This window comes from Thioclava electrotropha (assembly GCF_002085925.2).
Classification (GTDB): domain Bacteria; phylum Pseudomonadota; class Alphaproteobacteria; order Rhodobacterales; family Rhodobacteraceae; genus Thioclava; species Thioclava electrotropha.
Map to the genome: position 1 here is coordinate 542,527 of NZ_CP053562.1, position 18,100 is coordinate 560,626.

16 protein-coding genes are annotated in these 18,100 nt (G+C 62.7%); 12 read left to right on the forward strand and 4 right to left on the reverse strand.

Annotation, left to right across the window (positions count from 1 at the left end; translation table 11 throughout):
- Window positions 1–76 precede the first annotated feature (76 nt).
- Entirely contained in the window at window positions 77–1,084 is a 1,008-nt protein-coding gene (locus AKL02_RS02690; protein WP_083077709.1) for an ABC transporter substrate-binding protein, read from the reverse strand.
- 408 nt (window positions 1,085–1,492) lie between these two features.
- Here AKL02_RS02690 and AKL02_RS02695 point away from each other — a divergent pair, with 408 nt between their 5' ends.
- Window positions 1,493–2,419, forward strand: coding sequence for a diacylglycerol/lipid kinase family protein (locus AKL02_RS02695; protein WP_232621701.1), 927 nt, complete (start codon window positions 1,493–1,495; stop codon window positions 2,417–2,419).
- Window positions 2,416–3,201: a metallophosphoesterase family protein gene (locus AKL02_RS02700; RefSeq protein ID WP_078540209.1), complete on the forward strand. Its 786-nt coding sequence runs from the start codon at window positions 2,416–2,418 to the stop codon at window positions 3,199–3,201. The genes AKL02_RS02695 and AKL02_RS02700 overlap by 4 nt, the downstream gene beginning before the upstream one ends.
- Here AKL02_RS02700 and AKL02_RS02705 read toward each other — a convergent pair whose 3' ends face one another.
- Window positions 3,202–3,681, reverse strand: a complete 480-nt coding sequence (locus tag AKL02_RS02705; protein WP_078522117.1) for a MarR family winged helix-turn-helix transcriptional regulator — start codon at window positions 3,679–3,681, stop codon at window positions 3,202–3,204.
- Window positions 3,682–3,934: 253 nt separating this feature from the next.
- Here AKL02_RS02705 and ectA point away from each other — a divergent pair, with 253 nt between their 5' ends.
- The 7 genes from ectA to AKL02_RS02740 all read left to right on the forward strand — a co-directional run bounded on the left by ectA (window position 3,935) and on the right by AKL02_RS02740 (window position 12,758).
- Window positions 3,935–4,465, forward strand: a complete 531-nt coding sequence (ectA, locus tag AKL02_RS02710) for a diaminobutyrate acetyltransferase (protein WP_232621702.1) — start codon at window positions 3,935–3,937, stop codon at window positions 4,463–4,465.
- Between the two features lie 47 nt (window positions 4,466–4,512).
- The gene (gene ectB, locus AKL02_RS02715; RefSeq protein WP_098409932.1) at window positions 4,513–5,799 is read left to right on the forward strand and encodes a diaminobutyrate--2-oxoglutarate transaminase; all 1,287 of its coding nucleotides are present in this window, start codon (window positions 4,513–4,515) and stop codon (window positions 5,797–5,799) included.
- A 53-nt stretch (window positions 5,800–5,852) separates the two neighbouring features.
- A complete protein-coding gene (locus tag AKL02_RS02720; RefSeq protein ID WP_075775937.1) occupies window positions 5,853–6,254 on the forward strand; it encodes an ectoine synthase in 402 nt (133 codons plus the stop codon).
- 10 nt (window positions 6,255–6,264) lie between these two features.
- Window positions 6,265–7,695, forward strand: coding sequence for an aspartate kinase (locus tag AKL02_RS02725; protein ID WP_269780186.1), 1,431 nt, complete (start codon window positions 6,265–6,267; stop codon window positions 7,693–7,695).
- Between the two features lie 165 nt (window positions 7,696–7,860).
- Complete coding sequence (locus tag AKL02_RS02730; protein ID WP_083077706.1) at window positions 7,861–9,279, forward strand: cytochrome ubiquinol oxidase subunit I; 1,419 nt, start codon at window positions 7,861–7,863, stop codon at window positions 9,277–9,279.
- A complete protein-coding gene (gene cydB, locus AKL02_RS02735) occupies window positions 9,276–10,289 on the forward strand; it encodes a cytochrome d ubiquinol oxidase subunit II (protein WP_083077705.1) in 1,014 nt (337 codons plus the stop codon). Before AKL02_RS02730 ends, cydB begins: the two co-directional genes overlap by 4 nt.
- Window positions 10,290–10,475: 186 nt before the next feature.
- Complete coding sequence (locus AKL02_RS02740) at window positions 10,476–12,758, forward strand: FdhF/YdeP family oxidoreductase (RefSeq protein WP_083077704.1); 2,283 nt, start codon at window positions 10,476–10,478, stop codon at window positions 12,756–12,758.
- On the opposite strand, the gene AKL02_RS02745 is transcribed toward AKL02_RS02740, so the two are convergent.
- Both AKL02_RS02745 and AKL02_RS02750 read right to left on the reverse strand, forming a co-directional pair.
- Window positions 12,755–13,933: an MFS transporter gene (locus AKL02_RS02745; protein ID WP_078602049.1), complete on the reverse strand. Its 1,179-nt coding sequence runs from the start codon at window positions 13,931–13,933 to the stop codon at window positions 12,755–12,757. The genes AKL02_RS02740 and AKL02_RS02745 overlap by 4 nt on opposite strands.
- A gap of 84 nt (window positions 13,934–14,017) precedes the next feature.
- Window positions 14,018–15,031, reverse strand: a complete 1,014-nt coding sequence (locus AKL02_RS02750) for an NAD-dependent epimerase/dehydratase family protein (protein WP_083077703.1) — start codon at window positions 15,029–15,031, stop codon at window positions 14,018–14,020.
- Window positions 15,032–15,452: 421 nt separating this feature from the next.
- Between AKL02_RS02750 and rplO the strand changes: the two genes are divergently transcribed.
- The 3 genes from rplO (at window position 15,453) to AKL02_RS02765 (ending at window position 18,081) form a co-directional block, all read left to right on the forward strand.
- Entirely contained in the window at window positions 15,453–15,920 is a 468-nt protein-coding gene (gene rplO, locus AKL02_RS02755; RefSeq protein WP_083077702.1) for a 50S ribosomal protein L15, read from the forward strand.
- 103 nt (window positions 15,921–16,023) lie between these two features.
- Complete coding sequence (gene secY / locus AKL02_RS02760; RefSeq protein WP_078540199.1) at window positions 16,024–17,394, forward strand: preprotein translocase subunit SecY; 1,371 nt, start codon at window positions 16,024–16,026, stop codon at window positions 17,392–17,394.
- Between the two features lie 30 nt (window positions 17,395–17,424).
- Window positions 17,425–18,081, forward strand: coding sequence for an adenylate kinase (locus AKL02_RS02765; RefSeq protein ID WP_083077701.1), 657 nt, complete (start codon window positions 17,425–17,427; stop codon window positions 18,079–18,081).
- Window positions 18,082–18,100 lie beyond the last annotated feature (19 nt).

Sequence of the window (18,100 nt, forward strand, 5' to 3'; positions counted from 1 at the left end):
GTCGATTATGTGCGCCGGTTAAAAGAAAACGCGCGCGAGGCTCCCCTCACGCGCGCCAAAATCTCGGATCGCCCGCTCAGAGCGCGTCCTCGACCTTCTTGATCACATCGTCAGAAAGCCAAGCCTTCCAGACGTCCGGATAGTTCTCGAGGAAGTAGTAAGCGGTGTCCTCGTTGGTGCCTTGGTTGTCGGCCTGCCATGCGAGGAATTCGCCCACGGTCTTGTTCGACCATTCACGCTTGCCAAGGTAGTCCATCGCAACCGCGTTGTTCTCGGCGAATTCCTTGGTCACGACCGTGTACACGTCCGAAGTCGGGTAGGCGTTGGGCTTGGGATCGACGCAATCGGCCTGCGAGTTGCAGTTGTCCCAGGCTTCCTTGTCGCCCTCGACGCCCGCGTCGAGCTTGACCATCGGATATTTGCCGAGGATCGCGGTCGGGGCCCAGTAGTAACCCAGCCAGCCCTTCTTGGACTCGTAGGCATTGGCGATCGCGCCGTCGAGACCCGCAGCCGACCCGGTGTCGACCAGCTTGAAGCCCTTCTCCTCGGCCTTGTGGGCCTTGAAGCGGTTCGCGGTCGAGATCTGGCAGTTCCATCCCGACGGGCAGTTGTAGACGCCACCGATCGAGGGTTCTTCCGGATCGGGGAACAGATCGGGGTGCTTGAGAGCATCGTCGACCGTCTTGATGTCGGGGTGCTCGTCAGCGACGTATTTCGGGATCCACCAGCCTTCTTCGCCGCCATCCTTGAGGATTTCTGCAGCGATCACGAGGCGATCTTCGCTGACGGCCTTGTCGAGCGCGACCTTCACCGCGTTCACCCAAAGCTCGGGTGCGATGTCGGGCTCGCCCTTTTCGTTCATCGAGGTGAAGGTGGGCATCGTGTCGCCGGTCACCAGCGTCACGTCACAGCCGTAGCCGTTTTCGAGAATGATCTTGTCGACCCAAGCAGCGACCCCGGCCGAAGCCCAGTTCATTTCGGCCTCGGTAACGGAGCCACATTCGCCATCGGCGGCGAAGGCGGGCGCCGAGAAGGTCGCCAGCGGCAGTGCCGTCAGTAACGCAGCAAGCGCTTTCTTGTTCATACAGTTCTCCTGTTGTGGCAGCTTTGATTGAAGCGATCCGCGCGGGCTGCCGCCGTGATATCGGTCGCGTTAAGTCCCGGTTTTTCCCGGGTTGGAATCGTCACATTGTCACGCTCGCGGGAGATCCGCAGGCAGACTTGCCAAATTCCGACACTTCTATGTCGTAAATAACCAAGTCGGGTGGCGCAACCTTTTCAGGGACCTTTCCGCCGCTGTGCAGCGTTAAAGCCGCGACGAAGAGGTGAACGCATGACGACCGAGCAAAAGGCTTCCGTTACGTCGGGGACTGACACAGGGACCGAGGCCTCCGGAGGCTCGGGTGCGGGCACCGCGCCGCGATCATATTCACAGGGCGATCATAGCGTGGGAAAATCGAGCTCCAGCACCCCGCCGGAGCCGAGCGTCGCATTGCGCCGACAAGCGGTCGCGTTGATTGCGAACCCCTCTTCGGGCGGCAACGCAAAAGATGAAGAGGCGATCCGCCGCGCGATGGATGCGCTTGGTGACGGTGCGTCCCTTTACCGCTGGTCCCCGGAAAGCGATATCGTGGCGACTGTCCGCAAGGCGCTCGACGACGGTGCGGAGATGATCGTCGCAGCCGGCGGCGACGGCACTGCGATGGCCGTCGCGGGTGCGCTGGTGGGGCAGGAGGTGCCGATGGCGGTGCTGCCGCTCGGCACGTTCAACTTCTTCGCGCGCGGCCTGCGCCTCTCCGAGGATCCGGAGGAGGCGGCGCGCGCGATCCGCGAAGGCAATGCACATCCGATCCGGGTCGGCGAGGTAAACGGGCGGGTGTTTCTGAATAATGCGTCGCTCGGTATCTACCCGTCGATCCTCAAGGCGCGCGAAGATATTTACGCCCGCTGGGGCCGTCGCCGGATCGTGGCGCATTGGTCGGTCTTCAAGACCTTCCTGCGCTTTCAGCGCCCGATGCGGCTGAAGATTACGGCGGACGGGGAAACCCGGAACCGTCGCACCGCGCTCGTCTTCATTGCGCGCTCGGCCTATCAGCTCGATTTCTTCGGGCTCGACGGGGCGACGGTCATCAGCGACGACGCTTTCGCCGTGCTGGTCGCGAAGGCGCAGAGCCGTCGCGACCTCTTCCGCCTGTCGGCGCGGCTGGTGCGCCGCAAGACCAAACAGGGCGAGGATTACGAATTGATCCGCGCGAAATCCTTCGAGATCGAAACCGCCCGAGGGCGCGGCCTGCTGGCCTTCGACGGTGAGAAATGCCGCGAAGAAAGCCCGTTCCGCTTCAAGATGTCCGACGAGCCGCTCTGGATCGTGCTGCCAGCCAAGGACACGGACACCGAGACCCAAGACGCTAACGCATGACCCGTATCGTTCACCTTTCCGATCTGCATTTCGGGCGCAGCCTGCCCGAGCTCGAGGCGCCACTGCTGACAGCGGTGAACCGCCTCGCGCCGGACCTGACGGTGATCTCCGGAGACTTCACGCAGCGCGCCCGGCGCGGCCAGTTCGCGCAGGCGCGGCTGTTCGTGGAGCAGATCGAAAGCGAGACCCTTTCGGTGCCCGGCAATCATGACACACCGCTCGACAATCTCTTCCTGCGGATGCTCAAACCCTTCGGGCGCTACAAATCCGATATCAATCATAATCTGGAGCCGGTCTTCGAGACCGATCACCTCAAGGCGGTCGGCGTGAACACCGTGAACCGCTTCGCTTGGCAGCGCGGCAAGGTGCCCGAGCGGACGATCTCCCGCCTGTGTCGGGAATTCGGCGAGGCGGGCGAGAGGCTGCGAATCGCGGTGATGCACCATCCGCTCGAACATGGGCCCGAAGTCGACAAGGCGCTCATGGACGGGGCAGGGGATGCGCTGGAGGGCATGTCGGACTGCGGCGCGGATCTCGTGCTCTCGGGGCATCTGCACAGCGGATCGGTGGCGCCTTTCTCGGCGGTGCCGGGCATCCTGTTCGTGCAAGCGGGGACGGGTCTGTCCTCGCGCCTGCGCGGCGAGCCGAATACGTTCAATGTGATTGAAGGGGGGCGCGATGCTCTGTCGATCACGCTCTATGGTGCGCGCGACATGAGCTTCGAGCCAATCGGGGCCGACGAGTTCACGCGGGGCCCCGATGGGGCTTGGGTCAAGGGCTGATCAGTTCGGCTTGCCCGAGATATCGCCCCAGTCCAGAACCGGCGCCGCGTCGATATCATGTGCGTCGAGCATCGAGGCCACGCGCTCGAGCGATGCGATGATCTGCGCCTGCTCCCAATCTTCCAGCGCCTCGAAGCGGCGAACGAAGATCTGTTGCAGCGCGTCGGGGGCCTCGTCGATCGCGCTCGCGCCAAGTTCGGTAATCACGATATCGGTCTGACGGCGATCCCGCTCGGAACGCTGACGGGTCACCATGCCCTTGCGCTCGAGCTTGTCGATCAGCGCCGTCATCGTCGCCTGACTCACGCCCATGCGCTGGGCGATCGCCTTCGGTGTGGACCAACCTTTTTCGGAAATCACCTGCAGCACGCGGAACTGCGCAGGCGTAAGCCCGGCAGCCTTGGCCAGGTCGCGGCCGAACATTTCGGTCGCGCGCAGGATTCTACGCAAAGCGATCAGGCTCGTATCGACACGCTCCATCAGGCGGCGGGCCCCTTTTTTATCAAGACGACCCAGTATCGCAGAGAGTTCCGTGCTCTGCAATTGCTTGGCTTTGCTAAGTTTATCGTGTTCGTTTTTACTCATTTGCTTTGTCATGCTAATGGTATTTAGGGCTTATAAGCAAGAATATAAGGCTATGAGCGGAACTTTTCCGGGTTCCATTAGTTAGGTGGTTGAAATTTTCGACCACATGAACTACTTAGGCTACCGAAGCAAACGAGAGGAAAGAGCCGTGCCGCAAGTCGAGTCGATCAAGAAGGGTTCTAAACTGGTCTTCCGTAAGCCGGAGTCCGAAGACGGCAGCGAAATCTGGAAGCTGATCCGCCGCTGCAAGCCGCTTGATGAAAATTCGATGTATTGCAACCTTCTGCAGTGCGATCACTTCGGGGACACCTGTGTCCTCGTGGAGCGCGAAGGCGAAGTCGTCGGCTGGATTTCGGGCTACATCGCCCCGTCCGAGCCGGACACGTTCTTCGTGTGGCAAGTGGCTGTTTCCCCCGACGCACGCGGGCTTGGCCTTGGTAAGCGCATGCTGCGCCACCTCATCCAGCGCGACGTCGCCGAAGACTGCACCAAGTTGAAGACGACCATCACCGAAAGCAACGAAGCGAGCTGGGCGCTCTTCCGCTCCTTCGCACGTTCGATGGGCGGCGAGCTGACCGATGAGGCGCACTTCCACGAAGAAGACCATTTCGACGGCCATGCCTCGACCGAGCATATGGTCACCATCACCTTCCCCGAGGAGGCGCGTGCCGCCGCCTGATCTCAGGCCGCGCACCCTCCTCATCCCCCAATTCTATGGAGTCCCCCATGACCGTTCATTCGACGGATAAAACGATCTTTACCCAACGCGAATCTGAGGCCCGCTCCTACTGCCGTGGCTTCGATACCGTTTTCACCAGCGCGCAAGGCTCGGAACTGACCGACGCCGAGGGCAACACCTATATCGACTTCCTCGCCGGTTGCTCGTCGCTGAACTACGGGCATAACGACCCGGACATGAAGCAGGCGCTGATCGAGCACCTGACCGAGAACAAGATGGGTCACGCGCTCGACCTGCACACCGACAGCAAGGGCAAGTTCCTGAGCGCGTTCGAGGAGCACATCCTCGCGCCGCGCGGCATGGACCATAAGCTGATGTTCATCGGCCCGACCGGTGCGAATGCCGTCGAAGCCGCGATGAAGATCGCGCGCAAGGCGACCGGCCGCACCAACATCATCGCCTTCACCAACGGCTTCCATGGCGTGACCATGGGCGCGCTGGCGGCGACCGGCAACGGCTACCACCGCGGTGGCGCTGGCATGGACACGCATGGCGTGACCCGCATGCCCTATGACGCCTATGCCGATGGTGTAGATTCGGTCGCGCTGCTCGACCAAATGCTCTCGGACGCCTCGGGCGGTATCGACGCTCCGGCGGCGATCATGCTGGAGACGGTTCAGGGCGAGGGCGGCCTCAACGCCGCAAGCCCGGAATTCGTGAAGGGCGTCGAGCAAGTTGCCCGCAAGCACGGTGCGCTGTTCATCATCGACGACATTCAGGCTGGCTGCGGCCGCACCGGCACCTTCTTCTCCTTCGAGGAGATGGACGTGATGCCGGACGTCGTGACCCAGGCGAAGTCGATCTCGGGCTTCGGCATGCCGATGGCGCTGGTTCTGGTGCGTCCCGACTACGACGTGTTCGGCCCGGCCGAGCATAACGGTACCTTCCGCGGCAACACCCATGCCTTCGTGACCGCCACCGTGGCGATCGAGAAGTTCTGGGCCGACGACAAGTTCCAGAAGGAACTGGCCGTGAAATCGGACGTCCTGCGGGAAGGTCTGGCCGCTGTGGCCGATCTCGTGCCGGGTGCCTTCCTCAAGGGCCGTGGTCTGATGCAGGGTGTCGATGTCGGCACCGGCGAGCTTGCTTCGGCGATCTGTGGCCGCTGCTTCGAGAAAGGTCTCGTGATCGAAACCTCGGGCAATGACGACCAGGTCGTGAAGGTTCTCGCGCCGCTGACCACGCCGATGGAACAATTCCGCAAGGGTCTGGAAATCCTGCGCGAAGCCGCCACCGAGGTGACCGGCGAGCGCACGGACATCGCGGCGGAATAATCCGCCGCTGCCTCCCCCAGCGACCAAGAAATTCAGATACGGAGACACATCACATGATCGTTCGTGATTTCAACAAGCTTAAAAACACCGACCGCGACGTGTCCGACGCCGATTGGAGCAGCGTGCGCATGCTGCTCGCCGACGACAAGATGGGCTTCAGCTTCCACATCACCACGCTTAAGGCCGGTTCGGACCACACGTTCCACTACAAGCACCATTTCGAGAGCGTCTACTGCATCTCGGGCAACGGCCACATCACCGAGCTCGACAACGGCACGCGCCACGAAATCAAGCCGGGTGTCATGTATGCGCTGAACCTGCATGACCATCACCGCCTCGTCGCGGGTGACGAAGACCTCGTCATGGCTTGCTGCTTCAACCCGCCGGTGACCGGTAACGAGGTTCACCGTGAGGACGGCTCGTATGCGCCGGCCGAAGAACTGGAAAATTCGTAAGGGGGCCAAATTGACCCACCAGAATCACACAGTCGAAAAGATTGGCGGCACCTCGATGAGCCGCGTGGACGAGTTGCTCGACACGCTGTTCATCGGAGACCGCAAGGGCGCCGTTCTTTACAACCGCATTTTCGTCGTCTCGGCGTTTGGTGGCATCACCAATCTGCTGCTCGAACATAAGAAGTCGGGCGAGGCAGGCGTCTATGCGCAATTTGCCAAGGCCGATAGCGAACATGGCTGGCACGAGGCGCTGAGCCGCGTCTCGTCCGCGATGGTCGAAGCGCATGAGAAGGTGCTCGAGCACCCGGGCGACATCGCGCAGGCCACCGAGTTCGTGCGTGAGCGTATCGAAGGCGCGCGCAACTGCCTGATCGACCTGCAGCGTCTGTGCTCCTACGGGCACTTCCGGCTCTCGCAGCACATGCTGCAGATTCGCGAGCTGCTGTCAGGTCTGGGCGAGGCGCATTCCGCTTTCGTCACCACGCTCCTACTGCAGCGCAACGGCGTGAACGCACGTCTCGTCGACCTGTCCGGTTGGCGCGATGAGACCGACCACGATCTCGAAGGCCGGATCATGGGTGCGATGAAGGATGTCGACCCCGCGACCGAGATGCCGATCGTGACGGGCTATGCGCAATGCGCCGAAGGCCTGATGCGGGAATTCGACCGTGGCTATTCCGAGGTGACCTTCTCGAAGCTCGCAGCTCTCACCGGCGCGCGCGAGGCGATCATTCACAAGGAATTCCACCTGTCCTCCGCCGACCCGAAGCTGGTGGGCGAAGGCAAGGTGCGCAAGCTGGGTCACACGAACTATGACGTGGCCGACCAGATGTCGAACATGGGCATGGAGGCGATCCACCCGAAAGCCGCCAAGACCCTGCGCCAGGCGGACGTTCCGCTGCGCGTCACCAACGCGTTCGACCCGGGCGATCCGGGCACGCTGATCGACGACAAGCCTGCCAAGGAAGCGGCGGTCGAGATGGTGACCGGGCTCGATATCATCGCGCTGGAAGTGTTCGAACAGGACATGGTCGGCGTGAAGGGCTACGACGCTAAAATCCTCGAAGTGTTGACGCGTCATGGCGTGCGCATCGTGTCGAAAGCGTCGAACGCCAACACGATTACCCACTATGTCGACGCGCCGATCGAAGTGCTCCAGAAGGTCGAGAAAGACCTCTGCGAGATCTACCCTTCGGCGGAAATCTCGGCGCGGATGCTGTCAATGGCTTCGGTCATCGGGCGCGACCTGAAGGGCCTCTCGGTTCTGACCCGGGGTCTGCAGGCGATCGCGAAAGCGGGCATGGAAAGCCTCGGTGCGACTCAGGGTCCGCGCAATGTCGATGTGCAATACGTGCTCGAACGCGGTGATCTGAAACCCGTTATCAAGGCGCTCCATGAGGAGTTCATCCCGGAAGAAAGCGCCCTCAAACAAGTCGCCTGAAATAAGCGGCATTGAACTGATGAAGCCCGTGCGGATCTCCGTGCGGGCTTTTTTCTTTGGCTGCGACAACCCGTCCCAGTTGGGCTTTGAACCACGCTCCGGCGGTTGCCGTATCCTTGGGTAAGTCTAGTTCTTATCACGCAACGTGCAGAAACGCGGACGGCCATGAGCATTTTCGACATACCGACACTCGATCTGGCGCGGGCGCAATTCGCCTTCGTCGTCTCGGCGCATATCGTCTTTCCAGCCTTCTCCATCGGGACGGCCAGTTACCTGATGGTGCTGGAAGCCCTGCGGATGATTACCGGCAAGGAGGTCTTCCTGAGGATATTCGAGTTCTGGAAGCATATCTTCGCGGTGGTCTTCGGGATGGGCGTCGTCTCTGGCGTCGTTATGTCCTACGAGTTCGGCCTGAACTTCGCGCATTTCTCCGACAAGGCGGGACCGGTGATCGGGCCGCTGATGGGCTACGAGGTGATGACGGCCTTCTTCCTCGAGGCGGGCTTCCTCGGGATCATGCTCTTCGGGCGCAACCGGGTGAACAAGTGGATCTACATGTTCGCCGTGACGATGGTGGCCTTCGGGACGTTGCTCTCGGCCTTCTGGATCCTCTCCGTGAACAGCTGGATGCAGACGCCCGCGGGCTTTGCGATGAACGATGTCGGCCAGTTCATTCCGAAGGATTGGTGGGAGGTGATCTTCAATCCCTCGCTGCCCTATCGCTTCGTGCATATGGTGCTGGCGGCCTACCTGACCACGGCGCTCGTCGTGGCTGGGGTCGGGGCTTGGCACCATATCAAGGGCACGGCGGATGATGCGGTGCGCACGATGTTCCGCATGGCGGTGGCGATGATCCTCGTGACCGCGCCGATCCAGATTTTCGCAGGCGACCAGCACGGGCTCAACACGCTCGAACATCAGCCCGCCAAGATCGCGGCGATGGAAGGGCATTGGGAGACCAGCAAGGGCGCAGGCCTGATCCTGTTCGGCATCCCGAACCCGAGCCAGGAGCGCACCGATTACAAGATCGAGGTGCCCTATGCGTCCTCGCTGATCCTGACGCACTCGCTCGACGGCGAAGTGCCCGGCCTCGGGGACTTCCCGGCGAATGAACGCCCGCCGATGACGATCGTCTTCTTCACCTTCCGCATCATGGTGGGTCTCGGCTTCGCCTTCGCGGCGATCGGGCTCTGGGGCGGCTGGCTGATGTGGCGCAAGCGCCTGCACGAGCCGGGGCTGTTCCACAAAATGGCGCTGGTCTTCGCGCCGGGCGGGTTCCTCGCGATCATCATGGGCTGGTTCACCACCGAATTCGGCCGCCAGCCCTATACGGTCTACGGTCACTTCACGACCGCGGAATCGGTGTCGAACCTCAGCCATGGCGCAGCTTGGGCGGCGCTGATTGGCTTCGTGGTCGTTTATGCCTTCCTGTTCGGCTCGGGCACCTTCTACCTGCTGCGACTGATGCGGCGCGGGCCGGAGTCGGCGGAGCCGGTGGAGAATACGCCCCAGCGCGCCGGCGGCGTGGCGGGCGCGATGCTCGCCAACGATGTGACGACCGAGAAAGAGGAGGCCCACGTATGAGCGGCTTCGCCCATTACCTGCCCGACATCTGGGCGGCGATCATCGCCTTCGCGATCCTGACCTATGTGGTGCTCGACGGGTTCGACCTCGGCATCGGCATCCTCTTTCCCTTCCTCGGCTCCGAGGAGAACCGAACCCGCGCGATGAATTCGGTCGCGCCGGTCTGGGACGGTAACGAGACATGGCTGGTGATGGGCGGGGGCGGTCTGCTCGCCGTTTTCCCGCTGGCCTACGGGATCATCCTGAACGCGCTTTATGTTCCGATCATCATCATGCTGCTCTCGCTCGCCTTTCGTGGCGTGGCCTTCGAGTTTCGCGGCAAGACCCGGCGCTGGCAGAAGCTCTGGGACAAGGCGTTCTTCGGCGGCTCGCTGATCGCGACGCTGGCGCAGGGCGCGATCCTTGGTGGGCTGCTGCGCGGCCCCGAAGTGACCGGGCGCACCTTTACCGGCGGGCCGTTCGACTGGGTGAGCTGGTTCTCGCTCGGCACGGCGCTGGCGCTGGTCGCGGGCTATGTGATGCTGGGTTCTGCCTGGCTCGTCATCAAGACCTCGCACGGGCTCTATGATCTCGCGCGGCGCGTCGGGCAGGTGTCGCTGATCGCGACACTCGGGTTTATCGCTCTCGCCTCGCTCGCGACGCCGTTCCTGCATCCCGAATATTATCACCGCTGGTTCCAGTGGCCGGGCGTCATCTGGAGCGCCGTGGTGCCGCTTTTGCTGATGGTGGCGGGCTTCGGCTACTGGACCGCGATCCGCTCGGATCGGGGCGTGGTCGCCTATCTTTCGGGGATTGCGATCTTCATCCTGTGCTTCATGGGGCTCGGTCTGTCGATCTTCCCCTATATCGTGCCCGCCTCGATCACGATCCGCGAGGCTTCGACGACGGCAATGTCGCAGGGCTTCATTCTGGTCGGTGCGGCGATCTTCCTGCCGATCATTCTGGCCTATACGGCCTACGCATATTGGGTGTTCCGCGGCAAGACATCGGAGCATGAGCATCACTACTGAGTGAGGCTACGGGACGGCCGGAACCGACCGGGCGCAGGCAGGGTTGGAACGATGTGACCCACATCCCGCGCATCATATGCAGAGCCTTTCCCTCTGCGGACTTCAGCCGGTCGGCTGGCCTGCGCGCGCCCGTTGGGGCGCGCGCAATTTCATGTGCGCGGATCGACCCCGGAGGAGCTACGCGCCATGTCTGACAAGCTTGATAAACTACCCGAAGAGAGCGGCCCCTCCGGTGGTTGGGGCTCGATGCGGGGCATCGCCCGGGTCTTTGGCGACTCGTGGCCCTCGCCGGATGTGCTGCGCGAGCTGGAGCGTCAGAACAAACCGGGCGGTCTCATGTGCTCGTCCTGCGCCTTCCCGAAACCCGCCAATTACCACCCGTTCGAATTTTGCGAAAATGGGGCGAAGGCGACGCTGTGGGAGATGACCAAGTCGCGCCACACGCCCGAGTTCTGGGACGACCACACGGTCTCGGACCTGATGGACTGGTCCGACCACGAGCTGGAAAAGACCGGCCGCCTGACTGCGCCGATGCGCTACGACCGCGCCTCCGATCGCTATGTCGAGGTGAGCTGGGACGAGGCCTTCTCCGAGATCGGGTCGATCCTCAAGGACCTGCCGAAGCAAGAGGTCGTGTTCTACTCCTCGGGCCATGCCGGGCTGGAGGCCAGCTACCTCTGGGCGCTGATGGCGCGCGCCTATGGCAACAACAACCTGCCGCAAAGCTCGAACATGTGCCACGAGACGACGTCGGTCGGCCTGAAGAAGGTGATCGGGTCGTCGGTGGGCACGGTGCTTTGGGAAGACCTGGAGGAGACCGATTGTTACTTCTTCTTCGGCCAGAACCCCGGCACCAACTCGCCACGCTTCCTGCATCCGCTCAAGGCGGCGAAGGATCGCGGCGCGAAGATCGTCACCTTCAACCCGGTGAAAGAGCAGGGGCTCGTCAGCTTCGTCGATCCGCAGAACATCCGTGACATGGCGACGGGGCGTGAGACGATCATCTCCGATCAATATCACCAGCTCAAAGCGGGCTCGGATATCGCGGCGCTAACCGGCCTGTGCAAAGCGGTGATCGAAGAGGACGAAAAAGCGCAGGCACAGGGCCGCTCGGCGATCATCGACTGGGACTTCCTGAAGGAACACGCGGTCAATTATGACGGGTTCCTGACCTTCTGCCGGACGACGCCATGGGAAAAGATCACAGAAGAATGCGGGCTGTCCGAGGCCGAACTGCGTCAGGCGGCCGACATCTATATCCACGCCGAGAAGGTCATCGGCGTCTATGGCATGGGGCTGACCCAGCATGCCCATGGCGCGACCAATATCGGCATGCTGGTGAACTTTCTCGCGCTACGCGGCAATATCGGCCGCAAGGGCGCGGGCTGCTGTCCGGTGCGCGGGCATTCGAACGTGCAGGGCCAGCGTACGGTGGGCATTGCCGAGAAGGCCAAGCTGATCCCGATGGACAAGCTCCGCGAGCTTTACGGCTTCGAGCCGCCGCAGGAAGACGGCTATCACATCGTCGATGCGGCGCAGGCGATGATGGAAGGCAAGGTTTCGGCCATGTTCTCGCTTGGCGGCAACCTCGTGCGCGCGCTGCCTGACAGCGAGCGGATCGAAGAGGCCTGGCCGAAGCAGAAGCTGACGGTGATGATCTCGACCAAGCTCAACCGCTCGCATCTCTATCCGGGCGAGGTGGCCTATATCCTGCCATGTCTCAGCCGGTCCGAGAAGGACGAGCAGGAGAGCGGCAATCAATATGTCTCGGTCGAGGACAGCTTCTCGAAGATCCACGGCTCGCTTGGCAAAAGCGCGCCCGCCTCGGACAAGCTGAAGTCCGAACTGGCGATCACCTGCGGCATTGCGAAAGCCGCCTGCGATCCGAACCCGAAGCTGCAATGGGACGAATGGGTGAAGGATTATTCTGTTGTCCGCGATCTGATCGAGGCGACCTACCCGGACGACTTCCGTGGCTTCAACGCGCGGATGAACGAGCCGGGCGGCTTCTGGCGCGGCAACCCGGCGCATGATCGCATCTGGAAGACGGAAAGCGGCAAGCTGGAATTCACCACGCCGTCCAAGCTGAACGCGCTTGGCTTCGACGACAAGCCGGGCCGTTTCCGGATGATCACCATGCGCTCGAACGACCAGTTCAACACCACGATCTACGGCTATTCGGACCGGTTCCGCGGCATCGAAGGGACGCGCGACGTGCTGTTGATGAACAAGATCGACATGGCCGATCTCGGGCTCGAGCACGGCGATCCGGTCGTGGTCCATGGCGACATGGATGACGGCGTCGCGCGCCGCAAGACCGGGCTGAAGGTCATTACGTTCGAACTGCCGCGCGGCACGGTCGGGGGCTATTACCCGGAATGCAACGTGCTGGTGCCGGTGGGGCTCAATGACGAGCTGTCGAAGACGCCCGGCTCCAAGGGCGTCCCGGTCCGCATCGAGAAGGCCTAAGCGGGAACGGCGGCGGGGCGGCGGCTATCGAGCCATGCGATGGCGAGGAAGACGAGCCCCGCCGCCGCCAGCCCCGCGCCGACATAGCCGGTGGCCGTCCAGCCATAGCCGTTCGCAAGCGCGATCCCGGCAAGGAATGGCCCAATCGCATTGGCGAGGTTGAAAGCCGCGTGGTTGAGGGCGGCGGCCAGGGTCTGGGCCTCGCCCGCGACCTCCATCAGACGCATCTGCATCGGGATCACCATCCCGGCGGTCGACCCCAGTGCGATCATCGCCACGGACATCGCCACCCAGTTGCCGATCGTGAAGGTGTAGAGGATCGACATCACGATCATCCCGCAAAGCAGGATCACGCCCGCGCCGAAGCGCGACCAGTCCGACAGCTTGCCCGAGATCCAGTTGCCTAGCGTGCCGCCCACGCCGAAGGCGGAAAGCGCCACGGGGATCGTCCAGGCGGGGCCTGCCTGCGTGTCGATCATCGCCGCCGACAGGTAGGAATAGACCGCGAAGATGCCGCCGAAGCCGATCGAGCCCACGAGCAGCGTCAACCAGACCGAGCGATTGGCGAGCGCGCCCAGCTCGCGCATCGGGCTGGCATTCGGGTCGCGCGGCGTCGCGGGGGCGACGCGCGCGATCATCAATGCGGAGGCCGCGCAGATCACCGCGACGATGGCAAAGCCCCAGCGCCAGCCGAAATTCTGCCCGATCGCACCTGCGAGCGGCACGCCCACGATATTCGCGATGGTCAACCCGGTGATCACCATCGCGATGCCCTGCGCGCGTTTGCCTACCGGCATCAGATCGGCGGCGAACAGCATCGCCATCCCGAAATAGGCGCCATGCGGCAGGCCCGAGGCGAAGCGCGCCGCCATGAAGGAATCCATATTCGGGGCGAAGCCGGCCAGCAGGTTCGCCACCGCATAGAACCCCATTAACCCGATCAGGAATTGCTTGCGCGGGATTTTCGCGCCGATCACCGCCAGAAGCGGCGCGCCGATCACAACGCCAAGCGCATAGGCCGAGATCGCATGACCCGCCCGCGCCTCGGAGATCCCGAAATCGGCCGCGTAATAGGGCAGCAGCCCCATGGACGCGAACTCGATCACGCCGATACCGAAAGTGCCGAGGGCCAGCGACAGGATCACGGCCCGCGCGTGGCGGGGTTCGAGCGTCATGGGTAGTCTCCGAAAATAGGTGTAGCGCCGGGTATCAGCCCCGTGACTTAGGCGATCGCTGCGCTGCGGCAAGGGGCCGGCGGGTTATTTCCCGTAATAGTCGCGGAACCACGCCACGAATTTCGCGATCCCCTCGCGCACATCGGTCTGCGGACGGTATCCAGTGAGGGATTGCAGAAGCGAGGCATCGGCCCAGGTCGCGGGCACGTCGCCTTTCTGCATCTCCATGTAATTGCGCTGCGCGGGGCGGCCCAGCTCGGCCTCCAGCGCATCGACGAAATCCAGAAGCTTCACCTTGTCCGAATTGCCGATATTGACGACCCGGTAGGGGGCCACGGGCGAGAGGCTGTCGCCCTCGGCGATCTCGTCACGCGAGGCGGGGCGCTCGGGGGCCGCGTCGATCAGCAGGCGGATGCCGCGCACGAGGTCTTCGACATAGGTGAAGTCGCGATACATCTCGCCATGGTTATAGATGTCGATCGGGCGGTCGTTGAGGATCGCATCGGTGAACTTGAACAGCGCCATGTCCGGACGTCCCCACGGCCCGTAGACCGTGAAGAAGCGGAACATCGTCGTCGGCAGGTTCCACAGATGGGCATAGGAATGGCCCATCGACTCGGTTGCCTTCTTCGTCGCGGCATAGATCGTCAGCTGCGTGTCGGCCTTGTCGGTCTCGGCATAGGGCATGTCCTCGTTCGCGCCGTAGACAGAGGAGGTCGAGGCCATCAGAAGGTGCCGCACCTCATGGCGGCGCGCGGCCTCCATCACGTTGAAGGTGCCGACGATATTGGCGTCGATATAGGCGCGGGGCTGCTCGAGGCTGTAGCGCACGCCCGCTTGGGCTGCGAGATGGACGATGATCTCGGGTTTGAACTCATCCGCCATCGCGTCGAACGTCTCGAGATCTTCGAGCATCCCCTCGGTCGCGGAGAAATTCGGGTTCTGCAGCAGCATCGCATGGCGGCGCTGTTTCAGGGCGACATCATAATAGTCGGTCATTCCGTCATAGCCATGCACCCGATAGCCTTCGTCGAGCAAGAGCTTCGCCAGATGGTAGCCGATGAAGCCTGCGGTGCCGGTGATCACGATGCGCGTCATGAAAGTCCCTCGCCAATGCTGCATCTGCAGTAGCGAGCGCGGGGCGGGAAGGTCAAGCGCCGCGCGGGATAAGAGAAGGCCCCGGTCGTGCGGTCAGCTTCGTCTGCTCGGGCTCGCCGACCGGCGCGTTGGCGTCTATATAGACCACCGGCTGGCTCATCGCGGCATCGTGATAGGGTGTCGGGAGACCGGCGGCGCCATACCACGCCTGAGGCGCGCGACCTTCGGGCGACCAGCCCGGTGGGGCAGGGCGCGCGCTAGCTGCGAGACCGCCCCGATTGCGCGAAAACGCGGGAGTTGCGTGCGCGGGGCAAACGCACTATACGCCCCCGGTGGCCCGACGGCCGCATCAGAATCAACACGAAAAGCCGTGTCCCTTCCGCACTCGCTTCGGGAAGGTGTTCCGGCAAGGAGAAGCGATATGAAACTCAATGAACTGCGCGACAACGAAGGCGCATCCCAGAAGAAAAAACGCGTCGCCCGCGGTCCCGGCTCGGGCAAAGGCAAGATGGCTGGCCGTGGTATCAAAGGTCAGAAGTCGCGTTCGGGTGTGGCCCTGAACGGTTACGAAGGCGGCCAGATGCCGCTCTATCGTCGTCTTCCGAAGCGTGGCTTCACCAAGCCGAACGCGAAGAAGTTCAACGTCGTGAACCTCGGCCAGATCGAGAAATTCATCGAGGCCGGCAAGCTCGACGCGAAGTCGGACATCACCGAAGACGCGCTGGTCGCGGCCGGTGTCGTGCGCCGCAAGCTCGATGGCGTGCGTGTTCTCGCCAAGGGCGACATCAAGTCGAAAGTGGCTCTGAAGGTCACCGGCGCTTCGAAATCGGCCGTTGAGGCTGTCGAGAAGGCTGGCGGCTCGGTCACGGTGGCGCAGGCCGCTGAATAAGCTGTTGTGAGCGGGCCCCGGCCCGATTACATAGGCGAAGGTTTTCTAGGCGCCGCCGACCGGGAACCGGTTGGGCGGCGCTTTACATGAAAGAGACGAGCATATGGCATCTGCTGCAGAGCAAATGGCGGCGAACCTCAGCTGGGACGCCCTGGGCAAAGCCACCGAGCTGCGCCAGCGCATCTTCTTCACCATTGGTTTGCTGATCATCTACCGCCTCGGGACCTATATTCCGGTTCCGGGCATCGACGCGCAGGCACTGCGCGAATTCATGCAAAGCGCGGGCTCTGGCCTCGGCGGCGTGTTGTCGATGTTCACGGGCGGTGCGCTCGGCCGGATGGGCGTCTTCGCGCTCGGCATCATGCCCTACATCTCGGCCTCGATCATCATCCAGCTTCTGACCGCTCTGGTGCCCGCACTTGAGCAGATGAAGAAGGAAGGCGAGCAGGGCCGCAAGAAGATCAACCAGATCACGCGCTATGCGACCGTTGCTCTGGCGACCTTCCAGGCATGGGGTCTGGCCGTGTCGCTCGAAAAGGGCGATCTGGCGCATGATCCGGGCCTGTTCTTCGTCGCTGCCGTGGTCATCACGCTCGTCGGCGGCACCATGTTCCTGATGTGGCTGGGTGAGCAGATCACCGCACGCGGCATCGGCAACGGCATCTCGCTGATCATCTTCGTCGGTATCGTCGCGGAAATCCCGGCGGCTCTGGCCCGCTTCCTCGAGCAGGGCCGCGCCGGTGCGATCTCCACTCCGGTGATCCTCGGGGTGATCCTGATGATCGCGATCGTGATCACCTTCGTCGTCTTCATGGAACGCGCCCTGCGCAAGATCCATATCCAGTATCCGCGCCGTCAGGTGGGGATGAAGGTCTATGACGGCGGCTCCAGCCACCTGCCGATCAAGGTGAACCCGGCGGGCGTCATCCCGGCGATCTTCGCCTCGTCGCTGCTGCTGCTGCCGACCACCATCGCGACCTTCTCGGGCCAGAACACCGGTCCGGTGATGTCGACGATCCTCGCCTATTTCGGGCCGGGTCAGCCGCTGTATCTGCTGTTCTACGTCGCGATGATCGTGTTCTTCGCCTACTTCTACACCGCGAACGTGTCGTTCAAATCGGACGAGGTCGCAGACAACCTGAAGAGCCAAGGCGGCTTCGTGCCCGGCATCCGTCCCGGCAAGAAGACCGAGGAATATCTCGACTACGTCGTCAGCCGCATTCTCGTGATCGGTTCCGCCTATCTCGCCGCGGTCTGCCTTCTTCCCGAGATCCTGCGTTCGCAGCTGTCCATCCCGTTCTACTTCGGCGGCACCTCGGTCCTGATCGTGGTCACCGTGTCGATGGACACCATCAACCAAATTCAGTCGCATCTTCTGGCCCACCAATACGAGGGTCTGATCGAGCGCTCGCAACTTCGCGGCCGTTCGGGCAAGAAGAAGAAGGGGCCGCGCAAGCCGCCCGCGCGCCGCTAAATCCGCCAAGCGTTTTCAGGGGGAGCCGACATGGCAAATATCATTCTTCTCGGCCCGCCCGGCGCGGGCAAGGGCACCCAGGCCCGCCGTCTCGTCGAAGAGCGCGGCATGGTCCAACTCTCCACCGGCGACATGCTGCGTGAAGCGAAGGACTCGGGCACCGAGATGGGCAATCTCGTCGCCGATGTCATGGCCAAGGGCCAGCTCGTGACCGACGAGATCGTCATCGGTCTGATCGAGGAAAAGCTCGCTGCCGGTGGCGAGGGCTTCATCTTCGACGGCTTCCCGCGCACGCTGGGACAGGCCGACGCCCTGGGCAAGCTGCTCGCCAAGATGGGCACCAAGCTCGACGCGGTGATCGAGATGCAGGTCGATGACGAAGCGCTCGTCGCCCGCATCACCGGTCGCTCGACCTGCGGCGGCTGCGGCGAGGTCTATCACGACCAGACCAAACCCTGGCCCGCAGACGGCAAATGCGAAAAGTGCGGCAGCACCGACGTGAAGCGCCGCGCTGACGACAACGAAGACAGCCTGCGCACCCGGTTGATGGAGTATTACAAGAAGACTTCTCCGCTGATCGGCTACTACTACCACGCGGGCGATCTGTTCACGATCGACGGGCTGGCCGAAATCGAGACCGTGGCGACCTCGATCGCACGAATTCTCGATCAGCAAGAGCAATCGTAAATGAAGCCTTGACCCGGAG

Coding starts and splice junctions, on each gene's coding strand:
- rplO (WP_083077702.1), top strand. CDS start 15,453: ATGAAACTCAATGAACTGCGCGACAACGAAGGCGCATCCCAGAAGAAA.
- ectB (WP_098409932.1), top strand. CDS start 4,513: ATGACCGTTCATTCGACGGATAAAACGATCTTTACCCAACGCGAATCT.
- AKL02_RS02705 (WP_078522117.1), bottom strand. CDS start 3,681: ATGGAGCGTGTCGATACGAGCCTGATCGCTTTGCGTAGAATCCTGCGC.
- AKL02_RS02700 (WP_078540209.1), top strand. CDS start 2,416: ATGACCCGTATCGTTCACCTTTCCGATCTGCATTTCGGGCGCAGCCTG.
- AKL02_RS02765 (WP_083077701.1), top strand. CDS start 17,425: ATGGCAAATATCATTCTTCTCGGCCCGCCCGGCGCGGGCAAGGGCACC.
- AKL02_RS02720 (WP_075775937.1), top strand. CDS start 5,853: ATGATCGTTCGTGATTTCAACAAGCTTAAAAACACCGACCGCGACGTG.
- secY (WP_078540199.1), top strand. CDS start 16,024: ATGGCATCTGCTGCAGAGCAAATGGCGGCGAACCTCAGCTGGGACGCC.
- AKL02_RS02740 (WP_083077704.1), top strand. CDS start 10,476: ATGTCTGACAAGCTTGATAAACTACCCGAAGAGAGCGGCCCCTCCGGT.
- AKL02_RS02730 (WP_083077706.1), top strand. CDS start 7,861: ATGAGCATTTTCGACATACCGACACTCGATCTGGCGCGGGCGCAATTC.
- cydB (WP_083077705.1), top strand. CDS start 9,276: ATGAGCGGCTTCGCCCATTACCTGCCCGACATCTGGGCGGCGATCATC.
- AKL02_RS02745 (WP_078602049.1), bottom strand. CDS start 13,933: ATGACGCTCGAACCCCGCCACGCGCGGGCCGTGATCCTGTCGCTGGCC.
- AKL02_RS02690 (WP_083077709.1), bottom strand. CDS start 1,084: ATGAACAAGAAAGCGCTTGCTGCGTTACTGACGGCACTGCCGCTGGCG.
- AKL02_RS02750 (WP_083077703.1), bottom strand. CDS start 15,031: ATGACGCGCATCGTGATCACCGGCACCGCAGGCTTCATCGGCTACCAT.